Annotated in this window: 19 protein-coding genes; 11 read left to right on the forward strand and 8 right to left on the reverse strand. The window is 46.8% G+C overall.

Annotation, left to right across the window (positions count from 1 at the left end; genetic code table 11):
- Positions 1–43: 43 nt before the first annotated feature.
- From BS617_RS03170 to pyrF, 4 genes are read left to right on the forward strand one after another with little or no spacing between them, the layout of a single operon-like run.
- A complete protein-coding gene (locus tag BS617_RS03170; protein WP_075171456.1) occupies positions 44–337 on the forward strand; it encodes an integration host factor subunit beta in 294 nt (97 codons plus the stop codon).
- Positions 338–378: 41 nt separating this feature from the next.
- Positions 379–684 (forward strand): LapA family protein, encoded by a 306-nt coding sequence (locus BS617_RS03175; RefSeq protein ID WP_075171457.1) that lies wholly within the window; start codon positions 379–381, stop codon positions 682–684.
- Between the two features lies 1 nt (position 685).
- Entirely contained in the window at positions 686–1,873 is a 1,188-nt protein-coding gene (lapB, locus tag BS617_RS03180) for a lipopolysaccharide assembly protein LapB (RefSeq protein ID WP_075171458.1), read from the forward strand.
- 60 nt (positions 1,874–1,933) lie between these two features.
- Positions 1,934–2,644: an orotidine-5'-phosphate decarboxylase gene (gene pyrF / locus BS617_RS03185; RefSeq protein ID WP_075171459.1), complete on the forward strand. Its 711-nt coding sequence runs from the start codon at positions 1,934–1,936 to the stop codon at positions 2,642–2,644.
- Between the two features lie 81 nt (positions 2,645–2,725).
- Here pyrF and BS617_RS03190 read toward each other — a convergent pair whose 3' ends face one another.
- The 5 genes from BS617_RS03190 to BS617_RS03210 all read right to left on the reverse strand — a co-directional run bounded on the left by BS617_RS03190 (position 2,726) and on the right by BS617_RS03210 (position 8,777).
- Positions 2,726–3,619 (reverse strand): AEC family transporter, encoded by an 894-nt coding sequence (locus BS617_RS03190; protein WP_075171460.1) that lies wholly within the window; start codon positions 3,617–3,619, stop codon positions 2,726–2,728.
- 203 nt (positions 3,620–3,822) lie between these two features.
- Positions 3,823–5,553, reverse strand: a complete 1,731-nt coding sequence (gene dld, locus BS617_RS03195; protein WP_075171461.1) for a D-lactate dehydrogenase — start codon at positions 5,551–5,553, stop codon at positions 3,823–3,825.
- Between the two features lie 104 nt (positions 5,554–5,657).
- Positions 5,658–7,043, reverse strand: a complete 1,386-nt coding sequence (locus BS617_RS03200; RefSeq protein ID WP_075171462.1) for a TRAP transporter large permease — start codon at positions 7,041–7,043, stop codon at positions 5,658–5,660.
- Positions 7,033–7,587 carry a TRAP transporter small permease subunit gene (locus BS617_RS03205; RefSeq protein WP_075171463.1) on the reverse strand — a complete coding sequence of 185 codons (555 nt, stop codon included), beginning with the start codon at positions 7,585–7,587 and terminating at the stop codon, positions 7,033–7,035. The genes BS617_RS03200 and BS617_RS03205 overlap by 11 nt, the downstream gene beginning before the upstream one ends.
- Before the next feature lie 125 nt (positions 7,588–7,712).
- Positions 7,713–8,777, reverse strand: coding sequence for a TRAP transporter substrate-binding protein (locus BS617_RS03210; protein ID WP_075171464.1), 1,065 nt, complete (start codon positions 8,775–8,777; stop codon positions 7,713–7,715).
- Positions 8,778–9,159: 382 nt separating this feature from the next.
- Here BS617_RS03210 and pdhR point away from each other — a divergent pair, with 382 nt between their 5' ends.
- From pdhR to BS617_RS03245, 7 genes are all read left to right on the forward strand, one after another.
- Entirely contained in the window at positions 9,160–9,921 is a 762-nt protein-coding gene (gene pdhR, locus BS617_RS03215) for a pyruvate dehydrogenase complex transcriptional repressor PdhR (protein ID WP_075171465.1), read from the forward strand.
- Between the two features lie 299 nt (positions 9,922–10,220).
- Positions 10,221–12,881, forward strand: a complete 2,661-nt coding sequence (gene aceE, locus BS617_RS03220; protein ID WP_249263562.1) for a pyruvate dehydrogenase (acetyl-transferring), homodimeric type — start codon at positions 10,221–10,223, stop codon at positions 12,879–12,881.
- Between the two features lie 53 nt (positions 12,882–12,934).
- On the forward strand, positions 12,935–14,920 hold the full coding sequence (aceF, locus tag BS617_RS03225) for a pyruvate dehydrogenase complex dihydrolipoyllysine-residue acetyltransferase (RefSeq protein WP_075171466.1): 1,986 nt from the start codon (positions 12,935–12,937) through the stop codon (positions 14,918–14,920).
- 199 nt (positions 14,921–15,119) lie between these two features.
- Positions 15,120–16,124 carry an NAD-dependent epimerase gene (locus BS617_RS03230; protein WP_075171467.1) on the forward strand — a complete coding sequence of 335 codons (1,005 nt, stop codon included), beginning with the start codon at positions 15,120–15,122 and terminating at the stop codon, positions 16,122–16,124.
- A gap of 119 nt (positions 16,125–16,243) precedes the next feature.
- Positions 16,244–17,647, forward strand: a complete 1,404-nt coding sequence (locus tag BS617_RS03235; protein WP_075171468.1) for a DUF1800 domain-containing protein — start codon at positions 16,244–16,246, stop codon at positions 17,645–17,647.
- 15 nt (positions 17,648–17,662) lie between these two features.
- Entirely contained in the window at positions 17,663–18,847 is a 1,185-nt protein-coding gene (locus BS617_RS03240; RefSeq protein WP_083609917.1) for a DUF1501 domain-containing protein, read from the forward strand.
- Positions 18,848–19,016: 169 nt separating this feature from the next.
- A complete protein-coding gene (locus tag BS617_RS03245; RefSeq protein ID WP_075171469.1) occupies positions 19,017–19,607 on the forward strand; it encodes a PEP-CTERM sorting domain-containing protein in 591 nt (196 codons plus the stop codon).
- A 68-nt stretch (positions 19,608–19,675) separates the two neighbouring features.
- Here the strand turns inward: BS617_RS03245 and BS617_RS03250 are convergent, their stop codons facing one another.
- The 3 genes from BS617_RS03250 to BS617_RS03260 form a co-directional block, all read right to left on the reverse strand.
- The gene (locus BS617_RS03250; protein ID WP_075171470.1) at positions 19,676–21,022 is read right to left on the reverse strand and encodes an O-antigen ligase family protein; all 1,347 of its coding nucleotides are present in this window, start codon (positions 21,020–21,022) and stop codon (positions 19,676–19,678) included.
- 68 nt (positions 21,023–21,090) lie between these two features.
- Entirely contained in the window at positions 21,091–21,645 is a 555-nt protein-coding gene (locus tag BS617_RS03255; RefSeq protein ID WP_075171471.1) for a hypothetical protein, read from the reverse strand.
- A 509-nt stretch (positions 21,646–22,154) separates the two neighbouring features.
- The gene (locus BS617_RS03260) at positions 22,155–22,445 is read right to left on the reverse strand and encodes a hypothetical protein (RefSeq protein ID WP_075171472.1); all 291 of its coding nucleotides are present in this window, start codon (positions 22,443–22,445) and stop codon (positions 22,155–22,157) included.
- Positions 22,446–22,532 lie beyond the last annotated feature (87 nt).

Here is a 22,532-nt window from a genome sequence, read left to right on the forward strand (position 1 = left end):
AAGCGCTCGATTAAATATTCAGTTTAAAAATGGAGAGAGTACGATGACAAAGTCAGAGCTGATAGAACATCTGATTGATCGACACCCCGAACTGTCTGTTAAAGATGTTGAGCTAGCAGTTAAAACAATGCTTGATCATATGACTGAGTCGCTATCAGATGGCGACCGTATCGAAATTCGTGGTTTTGGTAGCTTTTCTCTGCACTACCGAGCACCTAGAATGGGGCGTAACCCAAAAACAGGTGATTCGGTTCCGCTATCGGCTAAATATGTACCTCACTTCAAACCTGGCAAGGAATTGCGTGAACAGGTGAATGACAGTATCGATAAGTACTAACCAGTACTTTATATCGCTACACAGGACGGAGAAAGAAACACGTGCGTTTCCTCATTAAAATTTTAGTGCTTTTGCTATGTTTGTTAATACTGTTTGTTGGCGTGCTCTTTGCTATCAATAACACAGACAAAATAGCATTAGACTTTGTGTTCTTTACGACATTTGAATTATCAATTGGTATGTGGCTTGTTATAGCGATGGCCATTGGTGGTGTTATTGGTTTTTTACTCAACAGTGTGGCGCTTATTGCACTTAAAGCACGCCTTAAACGTGCGCGTAAAAAATCAGAATCAGCCGATAAAGAATTAGCCGTACTTCGAACAGCGACGGTTAAAGACCCAGGCTAGCATGTTGGATTACCGCTTCATATTGCTGCTAATGCTAGCCATTGCTATTGGTTGGTTTTTAGGGCGATGGAGCAAGCAAAAACAACGATATAGGCCAGCGTCACAAGAGACCGGCCTAAATCGTGATTATTTTCAAGGCCTTAACTTCCTTCTCAGTGACCAACCTAACGAAGCAATCGAAAGCTTTATCCGCACATTAGAAATTAATAGCGATACTCTTCCCGCTCATTTAGCACTAGCACGGCTATTTCGTAAAAAAGGCGATGTAGAGCGTGCCATTAAAATGCATCAAAACTTATTGGCTCGTCCTGACCTGAGTCGAGAAGATCAATTACGCGTGCAAATGGCGTTAGCACTTGATTATGATTCAATAGGTTTACTAGACCGCAGTGAGCACTTGCTGGTTGATGTGTTAAAAGAGCCACTTCCTGATGCCACCCGTATACGCGCGTTAACTAAGCTCATTAAGTTGTATGAAAAAGAGCAAGAGTGGGATTCTGCCTTGCAAGCCACGCAACGTTTGGGCAAAGACCAAAATGCACTTATCAAGAAAAGCGCAGCGCATTATGCTTGTGAGTTAGCAGAGCAATCTTATCAGCAACACAACACAAAACAGGCGATGGCTCATTTAAAAACGGCGCTTAGCTATGATGCTAACTGCGTACGTGCTAGTTTGATGATGGCCGAGATCTTTAGCAGCCAGCAACAGTGGAAAATGGCAATTAGCAGGCTTCGTCAAATTGAAACACAAGACCGTTATTTTGTGTCAGAAGCACTACCTTATTTAAAAAGCTGCTATCAATCGTTGAATAAACTGTCAGATTATGAACAATACCTGCGGGACTGCTTAAGTCACACGCCGTCGGCAAGCATCATCTTGGCACTAACAGAGCTGGTGTTCATGCAGCAGGGCGCAATAGCGGCTGGTTTATTCTTAACCCAAGAGCTAAAGCATCGCCCATCGATCAAGGGGTTTAATCGCCTTATTGATCTGCATCTTGAGTATGGCAGCGCGAGCGCTAAAGAAAGCTTACAAACGTTAAAAAGCTTAACCAGTGCGCTTGAGGAATCTAAACCTCAATATCAATGCTACCAATGTGGTTATGCGGCTAAGCAGCTAACTTGGCATTGCCCGTCGTGTAAAAACTGGAGCAGTATTCGTCCCATTCAAGGGCTTGAAGGCGAATAGCCGTTCGTATTCTACAAAGCCCAAACGCATTTTATACAAACAAGTACAGAGAGGCTCAACGTGATTACCGATTCTAAACGCATTATCGTCGCACTGGATTACCCAACCGTCGAGCAAGCTCTGTTTATGGCTGACCAACTAGACCCAGCGCGTTGCCGCTTAAAGGTAGGCAAAGAGTTATTCACCCGCGGTGGCCCTGCTATTGTTGAAGCGCTGCAAAACAAAGGTTTTGAGATTTTCCTAGACCTAAAATTCCATGATATCCCGAATACGACTGCCAAAGCCGTTCGTGCAGCTGGTGAGCTGGGAGTATGGATGGTGAATGTCCATGCCTCAGGCGGGCGACGCATGATGGAAGCAGCCCGAGAAGAGCTAGCGCAAGTTGCTAATAATACGACTCAGCTTATTGCGGTTACAGTACTCACCAGTATGGAGCAGTCCGACCTTAAAGAAGTTGGTTTAGATATCGAGCCGTTAACGCATGTTAAGCGCTTGGCTGCGCTCACAGAATCATGCGGTTTAGACGGGGTTGTATGCTCAGCGCAAGAAGTAGAGCCATTGCGTAGCATTATTTCAGACAACTTTAGCTTGGTAACGCCAGGTATTCGCCCAGCATTCGCTGCTGCCGGTGATCAACGCCGGATTATGACACCGGCTGATGCGCTTAAAAGTGGCAGTACATATTTGGTGATTGGCCGTCCTATTACACAACACGAGCACCCAATTACCGCGCTACAATTGATTGAAGATGAGATAGCCGATTTAGTGTAACTCGCTTAACGCGACCTAAAAGCGCCTTTTGAAGGCGCTTTTTTGTGTCTGGATTATTGATAGCTAGCGGCGGGCTACAAGTTATAAAATGAAATACAAGGTAGCCGGAATAAACAGCAAGCTGCTGATATTGCCGAGTAAAACAATAGAAGCTACTTGATGCGGCTCTTGCTGGTAACGCTCCGCAAGCATGTAGTTGAGTACAGCCGGTGGCAGGGCTGCAAATAACAGCAAGTAAGCAAATTGTATTGGTTCAAGGTGTAAAACGCTTTGCAGTGGAACCGCAATGAGCAGGCCACTCAGCGGGCATAAAATAGCGCCCCATACGCCAAGTTTCCAGTGTGTTAAATCCACACTCGTCATACGTACCCCTAAAGCAAACAGCATAAGCGGGATCGATATTTTTCCCAGCATATCAATAAAGGTCGCAATTGGCGTGGGTAACGGAAGATGAAAGCCGCTCCAACTGAGGCCCAAAATAGAAGCCAAAATAATCGGCATACGCAACACTTGGAAGGGGTTGGTCTTCTTATCCAAAATGTACAGCCCCACCGTAAAATGCAGAGTGTTTTCCACCAAAAACAACACCACTGCAGCTGCTAGCGCTTCTTCTCCGAAGGCCAGCACCGCTAACGGTAAGCCTAAGTTGCCGCTATTGTTAAACATGATAGGCGGGAGAAAGGTTTTCGGGTTGACCTTTAGTAGCTTGCAAACGGGCCAAATAATAAGCCCTGAGCCAATGACAACGATAATCCCGCCAATTGCTAGCTCTTGAAAGCGCATTAGGTCGAATGATTTAGCAGACAATACAGAAAACAATAAGGCCGGAACAAACACATCAATGTTGAGCGCATTGGCTGCGGACATATCTGTATGTTTTTTACGAGCGTATAAAAAGCCAACAGTGACAATCGCGACTAAGGGGAAAACGGTGGCGAAAATACGTTCCAATAACGCCAGTGTTGAATGGTCCATTGCTTCCCTTAATGAATGCTGTTGTAGAGGACGTGTATGGTTGCTTTAGTAAGCGTCGCCGTCAATAACCCCTGTACAGTTTTGCAAATTTACAACAATGCAATGGAGCACTATGAAATTGAGGAGCTATGCAATGGAGCAACTATGCAATGGGACAAAAAGCTTGGGTAGGCGATCTGTGATCAGGCGCCTACCCAAGCTCATCAATGTCCGCAACCACATCCGGATGAATGAGCCGCGCTTGCTGAACGGTTCGCTTGCTTTGCAGTTTTACCAATTCCGGGGTTAAAGGTATTGGTCGGGTCTAGCACTTGGTAAAACTCTTTTAAACCAGGCTCTGCCTCGTACAAATGCCCCACATTGTGTTCAGCTGGGTATTTGGCGCCTTTTTCACTGAGTAATTTGAGCATGGCTGCTTTAATCTTTTTCCCATCCGAGCCTTTTTTAAGGATGTAATCCTGATGGAAAACATGGCACATAAAGTGGCCGTAATACAGCGAGTGCTCAATGTGTTGGCTGATCTCTTGCGGCAGTTTTTCGACCCATTCCGTATCGTTACGTTTAAGCGCAATATCTAACGCCAATATATCTTCCACTTCGCTTTGGTGGATAATCTGGTAACGAATAGCGGCGCCTGCAGCGGCAAAGCGATGCAAGTAGGCTTTTTTAGCCTCGTCCGCATCGCACTTAAAAAAGTCACCCACACGCGGGTCATTAAAAAAGCTATTGAGGTATTGCTCGGCTTCTTCAATACCACCATCGCTCATTTTGAGTATCAGATAGTGGTCATACTGTTTGCGGTATTCTTTCATGCGCTTAGGCAAGATAGATGGCCAAAAACGGCTTGCCAGTTGCATAACTCGATCTGGAATTTCAGACGGAAGAAAACGAATTTTATTAAGATAAGCGGCTATGCGGCCTTTAATAGCAAACAACTTAGGTAATGGATCAGTGCCTAAGTAGTTGATCATTAAAAAGACATCTTTACCGTACTTTTCTGCAATGTCATATACATCACGGTGCATGTACTCAGCGACTTCGGGCAGATGAGTAAAGTGAGTCAAAATGTGGCGGCGTAATTCCGTTAGTTGATTGGGGTCATTAGTGCCGATGTAAAATACCTGCTCACGTTCTGCAACGGGGAAGGTATCTAAGCGCACGGCAAAAACCGCCAGTTTACCGGCACAGCCACTAGACTCGTATAAGCGATGGGTGTCGGCGTTGTAACGGGCAGGGGAGTCGGCATCCACATCACGCAGTATTTCTGCATAGTCATTAGCCGAGGCTTTCTGAGAGCCATAATCAATATCGCTTTCAGTAAAAGAGTGGTTTTCCAGATTCGTCAGGACCTCTTCAGGGGTTGAGCCTAAATTGATACCCAAGTGGTTAACCAGCTCTAATTCGCCGTTTTGATTCAGTTGTGCAAACAAAGAAAGCTCGGTGTAAGCCGGGCCGCGTTTAACCAAGGCGCCGCCAGAGTTATTGGCTACACCTCCAATAATAGAAGCGCCAATACAAGACGATCCGATCACCGAATGCGGCGCGCGCTTGAGCGGCTTGAGCATCTTTTCGAGAGTGAACAGGGTTGAACCCGGAAAACTCACAATTTGTTTGCCGCCATCTAGCAGATAGATTTTGTTCATACGGGTAGTGTTAATCACGACAATTTCACGATCATAATCATCACCGCTTGGCGTAGAACCTTCGGTTAAGCCTGTATTAGCCGCCTGCATAATAACAATGGTGTTAGCTTTAATGCAGGCATTGAGCACCTGCCATTGTTCCAGCAGGGTCGTGGGGAAAACCACCGCAATAGCCGAGCCTTGGCCCGAGCGGAAGCCCGTTCGGTAATGCTCGGTTTGGCGCTCATTAGTGAGCACCTGGTGCTCGCCGACGAGAGAAATCAGTTGCTGAATCAAAGCAGAAGTAGACATGTTCAGGTTGCTCTTATGGACACGAATAATAGACACATAGCTAAATAACCAAGCCTGCTAAACAAGGCATATACGCCTTATCTAGCAGGTATTGCGGGCCACGCTTAGCCGTAAGCAACGGCTGGCAGCCAAAGTACCAGTTGCGGCATAAAGACCAGCAACAAAAGTGCAAGTAATTGCAAAATGATAAAGGGAATAACGCCTTTATAAATATCGGTTAGTTTTACGTTAGGTGGGCAAACGCCTTTGAGGTAAAAGAGCGCAAACCCAACCGGCGGCGTTAAGAAGGATGTTTGCAAGGCCATAGCGACCAGCATGACAAACCACACCAACTCAGGATTATCGACAATACCGTATCCATCAATATCCAAGCCTAAAGCTGAAATAACCGGGGCTAACAACGGCAGGATGATCAAGGTGATTTCGATCCAATCGAGGAAGAAGCCCAATAAGAAAATCACACCCAAAATAAAGAAGATAATGCCGTAAGGGCCAAACGGTAATCCGGTTAAAAAGGACTCGATCAACTCATCGCCGCCTAGCTCTCGTAGCACTAAAGCAAAGCAGGTCGCACCAATAAAGATAGCGAAGATGTATGAGGTGGTGTTCATTGTCCCTTTAACCACATCGTTTAACACACGTAAGCTAAACTTGCGGTTGTAAATAGCGAGCAAGGTCGCCCCTAATGCGCCGACACCCGAGGCTTCCGTAGGCGTAGCAAAGCCCGCAAAAATAGATCCCAGCACCACAAAAATCAGTAGAAGCGTAGGGAATACGGCTTTAAGTGCATTAAGGACAATTTTGAAACTAACTGGCTTTGCATCCGAAGGCACAGGAGCCGCCGACGGCTTTAACCAGCCGTAAATCAAGATATAGAGGATATACATCGCCCCCAACATCAAGCCGGGTATCACCGCACCCATAAAGAGATCGCCAACCGAGAGGCCCAGCTGATCAGCCATAATAACCAGCATAATGCTAGGTGGGATCAAAATGCCCAACGTACCTGCCGAGGCAATCGTGCCCAAGGCTAAAGGCATCGAGTAGCCTTGTTTAGTCATGGACGGTAAAGACATTACCGCCAGTAGCACAACAGATGCGCCTATAATGCCGGTAGAAGCGGCCAAAATGATACCAATCGCTGTAACCGTAACCGCTAAACCACCGCGGACATGGCCAAATAGCTCCTGCATGGAATGCATTAGCTTTTCAGCAACCCCCGACTTATCGAGCATATTACCCATAAAGATAAACATGGGCAGGGCAACCAAAATCCAGTTGTCCATAATTTTCCACAACCGGTTAACGACTAACCCCAATGTGGTGTAATCAAGCCCGGTCATGGTGTCTAAATAGCTGTCAGCAAACTGACCAATAAAAGCAAAAATAATACCGACACCCGCCAAAACCCAGGCAACAGGGAAGCCAGTAAACAACAGCACGATGAACGATAAGAACATCGCAATAACCATGATTTCATTAGCTTCCATGGTGGTTCTCCTCTACTACAACACCTTTACCACACAACAGCATGGTGTCACGGTACAAACGCGACACCATCGCTAACGCTAATAAACCTAAGGTAATGGGAATAACACCCTTAATAACCCAGCGAAAAGGTAAGCCAGAAGGCGAGGAGGAGCTTTCGTTAATTCGATAAGAGTCGTAAACAAAGTCCAAGCTGTGCATAAACATAATGATTAAAAAAGGCATGACTAAGATCAAAATGCCAAGGATCTCGACCACATAGCGTGTCTTTTGCGAAAACTGCCCGTACAGCAAATCGACACGAATATGGGAGTTAGTGGTCTGCGAATACGCTAGGCCAAACATCACACCCGTGGCATACAAATGCCATTGGAGTTCTTCTAAAATAATTAAACCACTCGAAAAGCCTTTACGCAGTACAACCTGCGTAATAATAACGAGTACCAAGAGTACATAAGTCCACGCAACGGTGGTACAAAGTCGTTGAATACATTGATCGATGGCGTCTGCCAACGGCACAGAGGGAAGAGCATCGTTGCTGGTCACAAAGGGCACCCTTGAAGTCAATTGTCGTTGTCTTAGCGTCTCTATTTATTGTTATAAGTCGCGCTAATTCGGTAAAAGATAAAACAGGCGACACCGTTTAGGTATCGCCTGCAAACACGCCGGGATTACTTACTGCGTGGTAAGAAAGCGTTGGCTTCCCATAGATCATAACCTTCACGGAAGGTGCTTAAATCGTCCCATACTTCTTTAAAGAACGGATCAGCCGCTGTCTTTTCAGAAACAACTTCGTTCCACTTATCTTCAAAGGTGCTTAGCATGGTGTCGTTCCAGTAACGGATTTCAACGCCATTTTTAGCCGCATCACGCATCACTGGGAACTGCATCGCTTCACCTTCAGCAATAGAGTTAGTGATAGACGCTTTACAAGTGTTTTCAACGGTAGCTTGCTGGCCTTCAGACATCTTGCCCCATGCTTCTTTGTTGATTAACAACTCAAAGATAGTGGCTTGTTGGTGCCAGCCAGGGAAGTAGTTGTACTTAACAATTTTGTGGAAGCCCAAGCTCTTATCGATAGCTGGTTGAGAGAACTCAGAGGCATCGATAGCCCCTTTTTCTAACGCACCAAAGATCTCGCCGCCAGGGATCTGGGAAGTGGATACGCCCAGTTTTTCCATGACAGATGCACCCAAACCGAAGAAGCGCATGTTCAAGCCTTGCAGATCTTCTGGCTTATCGATTGGTTTTTTGAACCAGCCGGATGTTTCAGGAGAAATGATTGCACAAGGAATAACATGTACATTGTAACCGGCATTGTCGTACATTTTTTGATACAGCTTCATGCCGTTACCGTAGTACAACCACGCCATATACTCGCCCGCTTCGGGGCCAAAAGGTACAGCCGAGAATAAAGCAGCTGCTGGCATCTTACCTTGCCAGTAACCGGCCGTGGCATAACCAGAATTGACTTTGCCTGAAGATACCGCATCTAAGATTTCAGGAGGGCTAACTAATTTACCTGGCTCGTAAATTTTCATTTTGATAGCACCGTCAGAAACCAGCTTAAGCTGATCGGCTACCCACGCAATAGGGGTGCCCAACGCTGGCAAGTGCGAGCCAAATGCAATAGGAGTTTTCAGTAAGATTTTATCTGCAGCAGCAGCCGGTAAAGAAGTGGCAGCAAAAGTGGCCGTAAGAATGGCTGATGAGATCACGGTCTTCGAGAGTTTCATCTCTTATCCTCAAATGTTTTTGTTGTTGTAATTAGCCCTGAGTGGGGCTCGATCTAATCGAAACTGATTAATTGGTAAGACCAATTTACCAGATCGCTAAGCCAGTACTGTATTTTTTTTGAGCAAGGGGGTCAATGTTTTTTCAAAAACTTAATTGATTAGTGTCTAAGTTAAGCGTAGAAATTGGACAAAGGCTAAAGAAAGTGACTAGCCTTAGACCTTTGTATAAGGTATTTTCTGTCAATTGGTCATACCAAATGCACAGATGATGCGGTTACACTGAAAGAATGTGTAGGCGAAGATTCAGGCTGTTACTGAGTCGAACATAATAAAAAGCGCCTAATGTTATCCCCAGCAGTAGATGTAAGAGATAGAACACCAGATGACTTACCAGCGGGTGAAACAACCCAAGATTTCCGATGTCATAGCTCAACGTATGGAAGAGATGATCTTAGAAGGGACCTTACAACCGGGCCAAAAATTGCAGCCGGAACGGGAATTGGCTAAAAAGTTTGATGTCTCAAGGCCCTCACTTCGTGAAGCGGTGCAAAAACTAGCGGCCAAAGGCTTGCTCAATAGTCGTCAAGGCGGCGGTACTTATGTGTCCGAAGATTTAGGCGGGTCTTTCACTGATCCGTTGCTGGATTTATTTCGCACGCACCCCGAAGCGCAATACGACTTGTTAGAGTTCCGACACGCACTCGAAGGGGTCACGGCTTACTATGCGGCGCTGCGTAGCACGCAAGCGGACAAAGAGGCCATCCAAGCCAAGTACGACGAGCTTCAAAGCTTCCATGATATTAAAGCCTTTGATAAAGAGGTCTCCGCTGATGTTGATTTTCATCTCGCTATTGCAGCGGCCACACACAACATGGTGTTACTGCACATGATGCGCGCTATGTTTAGTCTATTGCGCCAGCATATAAACGATAACCTACAAAATATTTATCCAAAGCCGGGTTACCGCGACAAAATTCATCATCAACATACCAAACTACTAAATGCGGTCTTAGCGGGCGAGCCAGAGCAAGCGCGCAACGCTGCACATGATCATTTAGCGTATGTTGAAGAGGCATTGTTAGAACAAGGAAGGGAAAACACGCGACTAGAGCGATCATTAAGGAGGACAAATCAAACAATCTAAAGCGATTGCAGTAAAAGTGGGTGTGGTAAAAGCCAATAGGCTTTTTTTGACTAACACATCAAAAAATTATGTATAAAAACTACAATATGTACATAAAGCAACGTAAATCCAGCAAAATGCTGCGATTATCTAGACCAAAATTATAAACTTTTGTAGTATTACTACAAAATGAATAGAAGGAATATCCGAGAGCTGCGTCAAGCAGCCAAAAACGGTGAAAATTCCTCGTAAGACCAAAAGTCAGGGTATAAAAATCTAACCTAGGGATGATGCTTACAAGGCATTAGTGGAGAGGCAACGTGCAAGATCATATTATTGATGATATCGACCCAGTAGAAACGCAAGAGTGGATCGACGCACTCGAATCTGTCGCCAAAAATGAAGGCAACGATCGAGCTAAGTTTTTATTACAACAATTAGGTCGCAAAGCATCCGACATCGGTATGGGTAATACGGGTTCGATAACCACACCATACCGCAACACCATTGCACCTAAAGACGAAGCGCGCATGCCGGGCGATCTATTTGTAGAGCGCCGTATCCGTTCGTTTATTCGCTGGAACGCGATGGCAATGGTTATGCGTGCTAACGATAACAAAGAAGGCTTAGGCGGCCACATCGCCAGCTTCTCGTCGTCAGCGACGTTATATGATATTGGTTTTAACCACTTCTTCCGTGGTAACGAAGGTGACCAAGATGCCGACATGGTATTTTTCCAAGGTCACATCTCACCAGGTATTTATGCACGTGCCTATTTAGAAGGCCGTTTAACAGAAGATCAGCTCGATAACTTCCGCCGTGAAGTTGACGGCAAAGGCCTATCTTCTTATCCACACCCATGGTTAATGCCAGACTTCTGGCAGTTCCCAACGGTATCTATGGGCTTAGGTCCAATCCAAGCGATCTACCAAGCACACGTAATGCGCTACTTATCAGCGCGTGACCTAATCAACCGTGGCGACCGTAAAGTATGGGCGTTCTTGGGTGATGGTGAGTGTGATGAGCCAGAATCACTGGGCGCTATCGCATTAGCAGGTCGCGAGCAGTTAGAAAACCTCGTATTTGTTATCAACTGTAACCTACAACGACTAGACGGCCCTGTACGTGGTAACGGCAAGATCGTTCAGGAACTCGAAGGCGTGTTCCGTGGTGCGGGTTGGAACGTTATTAAATGCTTGTGGGGTCGCCACTGGGATCCATTGTTCGAAAAAGACGACAAAGGTCTGCTGCAAAAGCGCATGGACGAAGTCTGTGACGGCGAACTGCAAAACTACAAAGCTAACGGCGGCGCTTACACGCGTGAGCACTTCTTTGGTAAATACCCAGAATTGCTCGAAATGGTTAAGGATATGTCAGACGATGACATCATGAACCTCAACCGTGGTGGCCATGACCCATACAAGGTATACGCGGCGTACGAGTCGGCAATGAACCACAAAGGTCAGCCGACAGTAATCCTAGCGCAAACCGTTAAAGGTTACGGCACAGGTGCATCAGGCCAGGCGAAAAACGATACGCACTCCATGAAGAAGGTTGCCATTGATGACCTTAAAGACTTCCGCGATCGTTTTAACATCCCACTGGATGACGAGCAGCTAAAAGAAGTACCTTACTACCGTCCATCTCCAGATTCACCAGAGATGAAGTACATGTTCGAGCGTCGTAAAAAGCTAGGTGGCTTCTACCCAACGCGTCGTACAGAGTTCGAAAAACTCGAAATTCCAACACTGGATACTTTTGCTAACAACCTAAAAGGCAGTGGCGAGCGTGAGCTATCAACGCAAATGTCGCTTAACCGCTTCCTTAGCACCTTGGTTAAAGACAAAAACATGGGCAACCGTGTTGTACCTATCGTGCCTGACGAAGCTCGTACCTTTGGTATGGAAGGTATGTTCCGTCAGTTGGGTATCTACTCATCGGTTGGTCAGCGTTACACGCCACATGACCGCGATCAGATCATGTTCTACAAAGAGTCTAAAACAGGCCAGATCCTAGAAGAAGGGATCAACGAAGCCGGCTCTATGTCTGCATGGATTGCTTGTGCAACGTCGTACACCAACAACAACTGCACTATGGTGCCGTTCTACATCTTCTACTCCATGTTTGGTTTCCAACGTGTAATGGACTTGATCTGGGCTGCGGGCGATATGCAAGCACGTGGCTTCTTGATTGGTGCAACGTCTGGACGTACCACGTTGAACGGTGAAGGTTTGCAGCACCAAGATGGCCACAGCCACTTAATGGCGCAAATGATCCCTAACTGCGTATCGTACGATCCAACATACGGATTCGAGCTAAGCGTTATTGTTCAAGATGGCCTGCGTCGCATGTACCAAGAAGGTGAAAACCGCTTCTACTACATCACCACCATGAACGAAAACTACCAGCACCCAGATATGCCAGCCGGTTCTGAAGAAGGCATCATCAAAGGTATGTACTTACTAGAAGAAGGCAAAGATGCCGATCTTAAAGTACAGCTGATGGGCTGCGGTACTATCTTACGCGAAGTGCGTGAAGCGGCAGTTATCCTGCGCGAAGAGTTTGGTGTTGAATCCGACGTATGGAGCACAACATCACTTAACGAACTGCGTCGTGATGCCATGGCAGTTGAGCGTAATAACATGCTCAACCCAGAAGCCGAGCCACAAGTGGCGTATGTAACTGAGTGCTTAAAAGACCGTGCCGGTCCTGTGATCGCCTCAACTGATTACATGCGTATCTTTGCAGACCAGCTACGTGCTTACATTCCTAAAACGTACAAAGTATTGGGTACAGATGGCTTCGGTCGTTCTGATACACGTACTAAGTTGCGTTCATTCTTCGAAGTAGATCGTTACTACGTAACGGTAGCCGCGCTTAAAGCACTACAAGAAGAAGGTAAGATCGAAGGATCAGTCGTCGCTAAAGCTATGAAGAAGTTCAACATCAACCCGGAAAAACCGGCGCCTTGGACGGTGTAAACCGTCCCTTGGATGAACTGACTTTTTAGTATTAACGAATAGAGGACAACAACGTGAGCACAATCACAATTACAGTTCCGGATCTAAGCGGCGCAGAAGATGTTGATGTTATTGAAGTGCTAGTCAAAGCTGGCGATACAGTAGCAGAAGGCGACAGCCTAATGGCGCTAGAAACCGACAAAGCATCGATGGAAGTACCTGCTGAACAAGCCGGTACCGTCGTCGAAGTGATGATTAAAGAAGGCGATACCTGTAACGAAGGCGACGTTATCTTAACGCTGGAAACAGGCGCTAGCGAAGCCGCAGAGCCAGCGCAAGAAGCGCCAGCAGAAGCGGCACCTGCTCCGGCTGCCGCACCGGCACCACAAGCGGCTGCACCTGCCGCTGCAACGGCCACAACTCAAGAAAACGTACTCGTACCTGATCTGAGTGGCGCTACCGATGTAGACGTTATCGAAGTCATGGTTAAAGCGGGTGATGTGATCGAAGAAGGCGACAGCCTTATCGCACTTGAAACCGACAAAGCGTCGATGGAAGTACCAGCGCCTAAAGGCGGTAAAGTGCTTGAAGTTAAGATCGCCGAAGGTAGCACCTGCAATGAAGGTGACCTACTTATCGTATTGGAAGTAGGCGGTTCGGCTGCTGAAAGCGCCGCTCCTGCGCAAGCAGCGGCCCCAGCACAAGAAGCGGCGGCTCCTGCGGCTGCACCAGCACCGGCACCGGCTCAAGCAGGCGGTAAAGAAGACGTACTAGTTCCAGACTTAAGTGGCGCTACTGATGTAGACGTTATCGAAGTGATGGTAAAAGTAGGCGACGTGATCGAAGAAGGCGATAGCCTTATCGCACTCGAAACCGACAAAGCATCCATGGAAGTACCTGCCCCTAAAGGCGGTAAAGTCATCGATGTTAAGATCAGTGAAGGCGCAACGGTCAACGAAGGCGATTTAATCGTCGTCTTGGAAGTGGCCGGTGCTGCTCCTGCTCCAACGGCAGCACCTTCTGCCGCACCGAGTGCTCCAGCGGCTAGTGCACCTGCACCTAAGCCAGAGCCAGCTAAAGCGGCGGCTCCGTCAGCGCCAGCGGCAGCGAGCAACTTATCAGGCGTAGAGCTAGAGAAGAAAAACCGTGCCGCTCATGCAGGCCCAGCAGTACGTGCTCTAGCGCGTGAATTTGGTGTAGATCTGTCCTCAGTAACCGGTACAGGCCGTAAAGGGCGTATCGTTAAAGAAGACGTACAAGCCTACGTTAAATCGGCCCTACAGCAGCTTAAAAACAAGCCAGCATCGGCCGTAACGGCAGGCTCAGGTATCCCAGCTATTCCAGCCGTCGACTTCAGCAAGTTTGGTGAAGTTGAAATGGAAAAAATGAGCAAAATCGCGAAAGTAACCCGCGATAACATGGCTCGTTGCTGGTTGAATATTCCGCACGTAACTCAGTTTGACGAAGCCGACATCACTGAGCTGGAAATCTTCCGTAAGCAAATGAAAGAGGAAGCGCTCAAATCTGGCGTTAAGCTCACACCATTACCGTTTATGATTAAAGCCGTTGCTAAAGCGCTGGCAGCTAATCCTAAATTTAATGCTTCGCTGCATGCCGATGGTGAACACATCGTTTACAAGAAGTACATCAACATCGGTTTGGCGGTTGATACACCAAACGGATTGATGGTTCCTGTCATCAAAGATGCGGATAAAAAATCAATCTACGAGCTATCACTCGAAGCGGTAGAGCTGGCAGGTAAAGCGAAAGACCGCAAGCTCAAGCCAAACGAGATGCAAGGCGCCTGCTTCACCATCTCTAGCTTAGGCGGCATTGGCGGCACAGGCTTTACGCCAATCGTAAACGCGCCAGAAGTGGGTATTTTGGGTATCTCCAAAGCCGACATCAAGCCGCGTTGGAATGGTAAAGAGTTTGAGCCACGCACTATGCTGCCATTGTGCTTATCGTACGACCACCGTGCCATTAACGGTGGTGATGCAGGTCGCTTCTTAACCTACATCAACAGCCTGTTAAGTGATATCCGTCGCTTAACACTGTAATAATCCCTCGGGATTAGAAGGCTATACCCAATTGGGCCTCTTTATGAGGCCCTTTTTTGTGGGTGCGGCATGGTGCTACGTGGTACTAGGTGTAGCTAAGTGATGGGTTAATGGTTGTTTATCGTATAAAGGGAAGATTTAGCCTGTAAAAAAAACTAGAATGTGAGCCAACATACAGATCTATTAGGAAGCGTCACGCATGAAAGTTTTAGTAACGGGATCAGCAGGGTTTATTGGGTTTCACGTTGCTAAAAGGTTGCTAGAAGATGGCGTAAATGTTGTGAGTATCGACAACATAAACGATTATTACGACGTTAACCTCAAACACGAAAGGCTAAAACAGCTTGAGCCTTTTGCGTCTCATCAATTTATCCAGCTGGATGTGTCCGACAGGGAAGGAGTAGCCGCGTTATTTGAGCGAGAGCAATTTACCCATGTGGTCCATTTAGCGGCACAAGCGGGCGTGCGTTACTCCATCGAAAACCCGCATGCCTATGTAGATTCAAATTTGATTGGGCATGTAAACATCTTAGAAGGTTGCCGTCATAACGAGGTAGAGCACCTAATCTATGCCTCATCAAGCTCCGTATATGGCCTAAATAAACAGATGCCGTTTAACGAAGCCGACTCAGTTGATCACCCTGTTTCATTGTATGCAGCCACCAAAAAAGCCAACGAGCTGCTCTCTCATACCTATTCCCATTTATACGGTTTGCCCACAACCGGCCTTAGGTTTTTCACCGTTTATGGCCCGTGGGGGCGTCCTGATATGTCACCAATTCTATTCGCCACCGCCATTAAAAATCAGCAACCGCTCAAAGTGTTCAACCACGGAGACATGAGCCGCGATTTCACCTACATAGACGACATCGTAGAGGGCGTGGTTAGGCTTATTCCCAAGCGACCAGCGCCAGTAGAAGGCTGGAGTGTCGAAGCCGGTAAAAGCAACGAAAGCTCAGCACCTTATCGTGTGTACAATATTGGTTGCGGTAAGCCTGTTAACCTACTGGCCTTTATAGAATGCATCGAAAAATCCATGGGTGGCACCACAGAAAAAATCTACATGGATATGCAACCCGGTGATGTCCAAGCAACCTGGGCTAATACCAATAACCTGTTTGATGTGATTGGCTACGCCCCACAAGTAGACGTTGCTACGGGGGTAGAGCGGTTTGCCGCATGGTTTAAACGTTATTACCGTTAGGTTTTGGGCTTGAGTAAACCCGCCTGCGCCAATGTATAAAATTTCGGAACTATCTTGTTTTCCTGTCCCCTAAGTTAGCAGTTGTTTGTATAAATAATGTTCAGGGATTAGATACCGTTATGCTCGCTTTAAAGCAAAATCAATCAGTTAGCCGGTTATTGTCAGCACTGGTGCTGAGTGTTTGTACTTTTTTTACACCAGTAGGCTGGGCTTTATCCGTTGATGATGCCAAGCACCTAGCTCTACGCACCAGTTTTGCTGCCTCCCCCGATTTAATGAATGCACTGCTGCCGCTATCACGAGAAGAAGCCGTCGATTACGTGATGACGCGGGTTGAACCAAACCCCGTCGACCCACCAGAGTTTGTTGTTAATCCTGAGCCAGTGCCTAAATACAAAGACATGACGGTAGATGATCGCCGTGCATTACAAAAGCAAAGAAGGTTGCAGCGCCAAGCATTAAAAGAGTGGTGGATGGAGCGCATGGTTACCACGCAAGCCCCGTTGCAAGAACAAATGCTGTTGTTTTGGCATAATCATTTCACAACATCCGGCCAGAAAGTAGCTGATCCCATTTTATTGCACGGCCAGCATGAGCTATTGCGTAATCAATCATTAGGTCGTTTTGATTTAATGTTGCGGTTGGTCATGCAAGACCCGGCCATGCTGAATTACCTAGATAACAGCCAAAATAAAAAAGGCAAACCCAACGAGAATTTAGCAAGGGAGTTATTGGAGCTATACACGCTGGGAGAAGGGAATTATACCGAAAAAGACATTAAAGAAACGGCGCGCGCATTAACGGGCTGGAGCACTGACAATCCAAGTCGATCTTTTCGTCTTAAGGCAAAACAGCATGATAATGGTCGTAAAACTATTTTAGGGGAGAGTGGCGGTTTTACTATGCCGCAAGTACTCGATTTGCTATTACAGCGCCCAGAAACGGCTCAGCTCATCACCACCAAACTGTGGCAGCAGTTTATCTCGCCAACGCCAAATCAAGATCGCGTAGCCGAGCTGGCAACAGCGTTTAAAAACCACCAGTATGATATTCGCAGGCTCCTGAAGCAGCTACTAATGGAAGATGCGTTTTGGGCTAAAGAAAACCGAGCTGTGCTGGTTAAATCCCCCGTTGAGATGGTGGTGGGCTTGTATCGCCAGGTGGGTACTGACACTGCCCCGTACAAGATTATGGTGAATCAGGCTAGGCAGTTAGGCCAAGATTTGTTGACACCGCCTAACGTTAAAGGCTGGCCAATCGCCTCTACCGAATGGATTAACACCGCCAGTTTACTAAAGCGACAAAACGCAATTAACCGGTTTATGCGCGCAAAAGAAATGAACAACAAGCAACAAGACGAGGGAATGTTATACGAGGCGGCTAACACGTGGGCGCAAAGTGAGCAGTTTAACTATCAAAAAGACTGGCTGCTCGCTATGGAACCCGTCACCGATATTGAGGGAAACCGGCCGATACGTACGTTACGTAACTTACTAAACGACCCCGTTTATCAACTTAAATAATGCAGGGAGCACCTCATGATTACACGCCGACAAATGCTAAAACTATCAGCGGGTTTATCGGTGGCTGGCTTGTCGATGCCATTGGCTGTGCCCGCATGGGCCACTAATCCGGAGAAACCGCGGTATCTTATTTTAATCGAGTTACACGGCGGTAATGATAGCCTGAACATGTGTATTCCGCATAATCAAGAAGGTTATTATGCAGCCAGGCCAAGCTTAGCGATACCAAAAGATCAGCACATTATTTTATCACCAGAACTCGCGTTAAATGGGGTAATGTCCCCGCTGGAAAGCTTATGGGCAGCTGGCGAGCTGGCGATTATTCCGGGGGTTGGCTACCCAGAGCCTAACCGTTCGCATTTTCGTTCTATCGAGATATGGGATACGGCCTCTAACAGTGATGAATACCTGAGTGATGGCTGGCTGTCAGAATCGCTTAAACAAGTAACCTTAGACGAGCACCTAGCCGCACATGGGATTGTGATTGGTCGTAACCCAGCACCGCTGATGGGGGAAGGGCTTAAAACCTTGGTCATGCGTAATCAAGCCAGTTTTATACGAGAGTCTAAACAGCTAGATAAAATACTAGCCAGTACCGAAAACCCTACTTTGCGGCATTTACTGAATGTGCATAAAGATGCCCGCCGGGGTGGCGAAGTGTTGCGTATGGGGTTTGAAAATGCGAAAAAAGAAGCAAACAAAGACAAGGGTAAAAAGTCCAATGCTGATCGCTTTTTGGTAGATGTGCAAGAGGCCGCCGCTATTATACAAGCCGGTTATGGTGCGCCTGTTATTAAATTAGCCTTAAGCGGTTTTGATACGCATTTTAATCAAAAAACGCAGCATCAAAAGTTACTAAAATCACTGGCTCAAGGTATAGCGCAATTGCGTGCCTCGTTAACGGAGTCTGGCCATTGGGAGCAAACGCTTGTGATGACCTATTCAGAATTTGGCCGCCGTGTGGGCGAAAATGGGAGCCAGGGTACTGATCACGGCACGGCTGCCACGCACTTTATGGTGGGCGGTAAAGTCGCCGGGGGCATTAAATCGGTAGTGCCTTCAGTGACAGATTTGGTGGATAAAGACTTACAATACCACCAAGATTTTCGTGCCTTGTATGCTTCTGTTACCGAACAGTGGTTAGGCTTACCCCTAAGTTCACACTATCAACGCTATAAGCAAATACCACTATTAAGTTAAAAAAATACCGTTATTTCGCTAAATATCAGTCAACAAACGAAATAAAAAAACGCTTTACGCTCGAAACTGTCATCAGAAAGCGATATATTCAAGGTGTTTGCCTCAGCGTATCAGATGGAGCAGTAGGTACGAGTTTTGGCAAACTACACTGACTACATGGAGGTTCTATATGAATCGCACAGCAACGCGCGCATTGCTATCAACCATGTTGGTAGGTCTGGCAAGCACTGCCTCGGCAGACATTATCAACGTGACACAAAACCCCGCGGTAACCACGCCAGTTGTTAGTTATATTGGTGACGCTGACGGGTGGCCAACTCCGTTTCAAGCTGGCTCGACTGTCTCAGCTCAAACATTATTCAACAGCACAGATGCTATCCGTGTTGCCGAAATGTTTGATCTAACAGCAATCGACTCGGTAGCGGACGAAGCTTACGGTTCTACAGATACCTTCTCATGGCATGCCGTTTGGTATGACCCACTAGGAACGATTGTTGACAACAACCTCATCGAGATTGCGTGGACAGACATTCTTAGTTGGCAAGCAAGTGGCCAAGAAGCGTTTACCGTTTGGACAGATACCTATGTAACTGATACTTACGGCCCGCTCGAAAGTGGTATGTGGACGGTAGCAACTTACACAGAAGGTAACTTATCAAATGTAGCTGCATTTGATGTACCAGAGCCTTCTTCTTTGTTGTTAATGTCTTTGGGTTTGTTAGCCGTGGGAGGCTATCGGGTTAAGCAGCGTAAAGCGTAAGCTTTAGGCTTGCCCCAAATAAAGTGCCATTTTTGGCACTTTTTTTTGCTCTTTTTAACCGGATTTGGCTATGTGTCGCCTTTCTCTTTTTTATGAAACAGCGAGATCCACCCCAGCGCCAATACCAGCATAAAAGTGGCCGCATTAGCTGGAATCTGGAGGTTAAAATCAACCGTGGCATGTAAGGCCATAGCCGTCATTGACATAATGCAACCAAACGATAACCCCCGCATTAATGGGTTGCGCCGTTTCCATTGCGCCCAAAAAGCCGCGATATAAGTCGCTAATATCACCAGCAAGAGTGGGATCATCCCAATGACACCGCGCTCGGATAAAAACTCTATATAATCGTTGTGTGCGTGGTCGTAAAAAATGCGGATATCATGTCCGCGGTATTCAGGGAAGCTGGTATAAAACGTACCAGCACCGGAGCCATCTAATAAATGATTATTGAGTAAGCTAATACTGTATTGGTCAACTTCATCGCGGGTTTCGCGGTGTGAAGAGGTGTTTTCTAAACGGTCTACAACTTTCTCGACGCCAAAAAAAGTGCCCACAATAAAAATATCAATGACTAATAAGCTAGCCAATAAAATGATGGTAGACCGGCTCGCTTTACGGCCTAAAACTAGTGCCACCACACCCGTGAACATCATCGCGATAAAAAACGAGGAGTTACCCATGCGTGAATGGGTTAGTACTAAGCCGATCACCATAATAACCAAGGCAATCCGTAAGCGTGCTTTAGCACCCAGCAAGGCAGTTATCCAACGGCGCAAGCGGTTGCGCCAGGTGCCGGAAGGCGTGCTTTTTAAAGAAGCGATCATCATGCCTATACCTAACGATAGGCAAATCACCAAGTAACCGGCTAAATGGTTGCGGTTAATAAAGGTGCCGGTGGCTACGCCTTTGTAAGCATCTTTGGGTATCAAAAAGGTGAACTCAGTGCCGCTTAAGGTCATTAAGCTGCCGTAAATGGCTTGGAAAACACCGCTAGCGACCACCACATAGATAGTCCAGCGTATGCGCTGCTGGCTAGATAAGAGCACCAAAGCTAGTACAAACAGAGCAATAAGCCCCCAGCCTTGTAAAAACTCTTGTGCGGTATCGGCAGCCGATAAGGTAAAGCCTACCGGACTTAACTGCACTCCCAGCCAACCATTAGCGATTACTAATAAAGCCATAATAGGCCAAGCGCGTTTGCTTGTTGGGGTAAGTTGCACTCGGTTTCGGGCATACAGCCAAAGCCAGCCTAATAACAATGCTAAGGCACTGGCTGTGAGTATCGAAATAGACCATACGCGGTTGCTACCAAGTGGCATTGGAGCCCACACTAATAATGCTAAAAAGCCCCAAAAAAGCGGCTGATCGGCAGATGCAGGTGCAGAAGTTTTAAAGTACGGAGAACTTTCCATGTAATTCATCTTTTAGCAGCCATAAAAAAGGCACCCCAAGGATGCCTTTAGAATATACATGAATACGATTAGCTTGCGCTAGCAGAACCGCCACCGCCACCGCCACTGCTTGAACCAAAAGCAGGCAGGGAAGAAGGGATGCCCGTAGAACCAGGTGCAGATGATGATGCTGGGCCTTGCGGGTTACCCGCTGCGGTAGCTTCGGTGACCGCTGTTGGGTCAACGTTTGGGTTGGCAAGGGCAACGGCTGTCATAGCATCCGGATTGGCACCTTTAGCAACGGCCGCTGAAATAATAGCACCGGCTTGTTCAGGCGCGGCTTGCATAGCGGCATCAACAATGCTTTCTGCTGCATCGGGGTTAGCATCCATAGCAGCGCTTACAATATCAGCAGCGGCGCTAGGGTTGGCAGCAACAGCGGCGGCAACAGCGCTGGCAACCAGTGATGGGTCGGCTGCAGACACCTGAGCTAACACATCGGACATAGGCGCATTAGTTGCTAGTGCATTAGCAACAACCTGATCCATTGGCATACCCGCGGAAATATCATCCGAAACGGCAGCCTGTGCAGAATAAATCGGTAAGGCTAAACCTACCAGTACACCTAACATCACGTGGCGCATAGAGTGCTCCTTGCAAGCAATATAATAATGTGTCTAAGTTTAGCAACAGTGTATTTATTAGGCAACAGTCTAAAAAGTAAACACTTGTATGAAGTGTGTATGTTTTAATGCCCGATGCAACCCTATCTTACTGTAATTAATAAAGTTAATACGTAAAAATTGGGGGTTAAGTGCGTGCTAAAAAAATAGTAAACAACACCCGTACACAGATCTGTAGCTAATCAGTAACTCTGGAGTGTGTTTTTGGGCAAAATAATACACCAATTGGTGAAGTAATGTATAATTAATGGGCTAATTTGGTGCGTTATGGCTGGTGGTGCGTTTATATAGCGCGCTGCGTTGCACAATAACATAAGGTTTGCGGCGCAGGTTTATTGCGTATGTTCAGTTAAATAATAGTTTTGATGCGTTAAAGGAATAACGTCTTTTTATAGAGACATGTTGTTATCTGGCGCCTAAAAAAGGCACCGTTAACGTGCCTTTGTTTAGGTCACAATACAGGCTGTAACTTAGCTAGGGCTAGCACTTCCGCCGCCACCGCCACCACTACTGCTACCAAGTGGAGGGAGTTTAAACGAAAGGGAAAGCGTAGGGCTAAATTGTAAGCTACCTGTAAAGCTATTAGCGATACCCTGATTACGGATGTAAGAAGGTAGTATCGTTGTTGTGCTTACGGCACTGGCAGGAAACGCTATAGTCGTCAATGACTTGCCCGACATTAAGGTATCTACAAAGCCAGCGTGTGCAGAGACTGCGGGTAAGGCTACCCCCAGAACTACACCTGCAATGTATTTTTGCATAAGGCATGCTCCTTGCTTAGCTTGATTATTCAAGCACTAACCATGCTATCAACCCATTGTTTAAACTTAAAGAAAAAATTAGATGTT

Origin of the sequence: Neptunomonas phycophila, assembly GCF_001922575.1 — a bacterium.
GTDB lineage: Bacteria > Pseudomonadota > Gammaproteobacteria > Pseudomonadales > Balneatricaceae > Neptunomonas > Neptunomonas phycophila.

What these genes read in the sequence shown, in the direction of transcription:
- BS617_RS03170 (WP_075171456.1), top strand. Translation starts at nt 44, where the DNA reads ATGACAAAGTCAGAGCTGATAGAACATCTGATTGATCGACACCCCGAA.
- lapB (WP_075171458.1), top strand. Translation starts at nt 686, where the DNA reads ATGTTGGATTACCGCTTCATATTGCTGCTAATGCTAGCCATTGCTATT.
- BS617_RS03190 (WP_075171460.1), bottom strand. Translation starts at nt 3,619, where the DNA reads ATGGACCATTCAACACTGGCGTTATTGGAACGTATTTTCGCCACCGTT.
- dld (WP_075171461.1), bottom strand. Translation starts at nt 5,553, where the DNA reads ATGTCTACTTCTGCTTTGATTCAGCAACTGATTTCTCTCGTCGGCGAG.
- BS617_RS03200 (WP_075171462.1), bottom strand. Translation starts at nt 7,043, where the DNA reads ATGGAAGCTAATGAAATCATGGTTATTGCGATGTTCTTATCGTTCATC.
- BS617_RS03210 (WP_075171464.1), bottom strand. Translation starts at nt 8,777, where the DNA reads ATGAAACTCTCGAAGACCGTGATCTCATCAGCCATTCTTACGGCCACT.
- pdhR (WP_075171465.1), top strand. Translation starts at nt 9,160, where the DNA reads ATGACTTACCAGCGGGTGAAACAACCCAAGATTTCCGATGTCATAGCT.
- BS617_RS03230 (WP_075171467.1), top strand. Translation starts at nt 15,120, where the DNA reads ATGAAAGTTTTAGTAACGGGATCAGCAGGGTTTATTGGGTTTCACGTT.
- BS617_RS03235 (WP_075171468.1), top strand. Translation starts at nt 16,244, where the DNA reads ATGCTCGCTTTAAAGCAAAATCAATCAGTTAGCCGGTTATTGTCAGCA.
- BS617_RS03240 (WP_083609917.1), top strand. Translation starts at nt 17,663, where the DNA reads ATGATTACACGCCGACAAATGCTAAAACTATCAGCGGGTTTATCGGTG.
- BS617_RS03245 (WP_075171469.1), top strand. Translation starts at nt 19,017, where the DNA reads ATGAATCGCACAGCAACGCGCGCATTGCTATCAACCATGTTGGTAGGT.
- BS617_RS03250 (WP_075171470.1), bottom strand. Translation starts at nt 21,022, where the DNA reads ATGGAAAGTTCTCCGTACTTTAAAACTTCTGCACCTGCATCTGCCGAT.
- BS617_RS03255 (WP_075171471.1), bottom strand. Translation starts at nt 21,645, where the DNA reads ATGCGCCACGTGATGTTAGGTGTACTGGTAGGTTTAGCCTTACCGATT.
- BS617_RS03260 (WP_075171472.1), bottom strand. Translation starts at nt 22,445, where the DNA reads ATGCAAAAATACATTGCAGGTGTAGTTCTGGGGGTAGCCTTACCCGCA.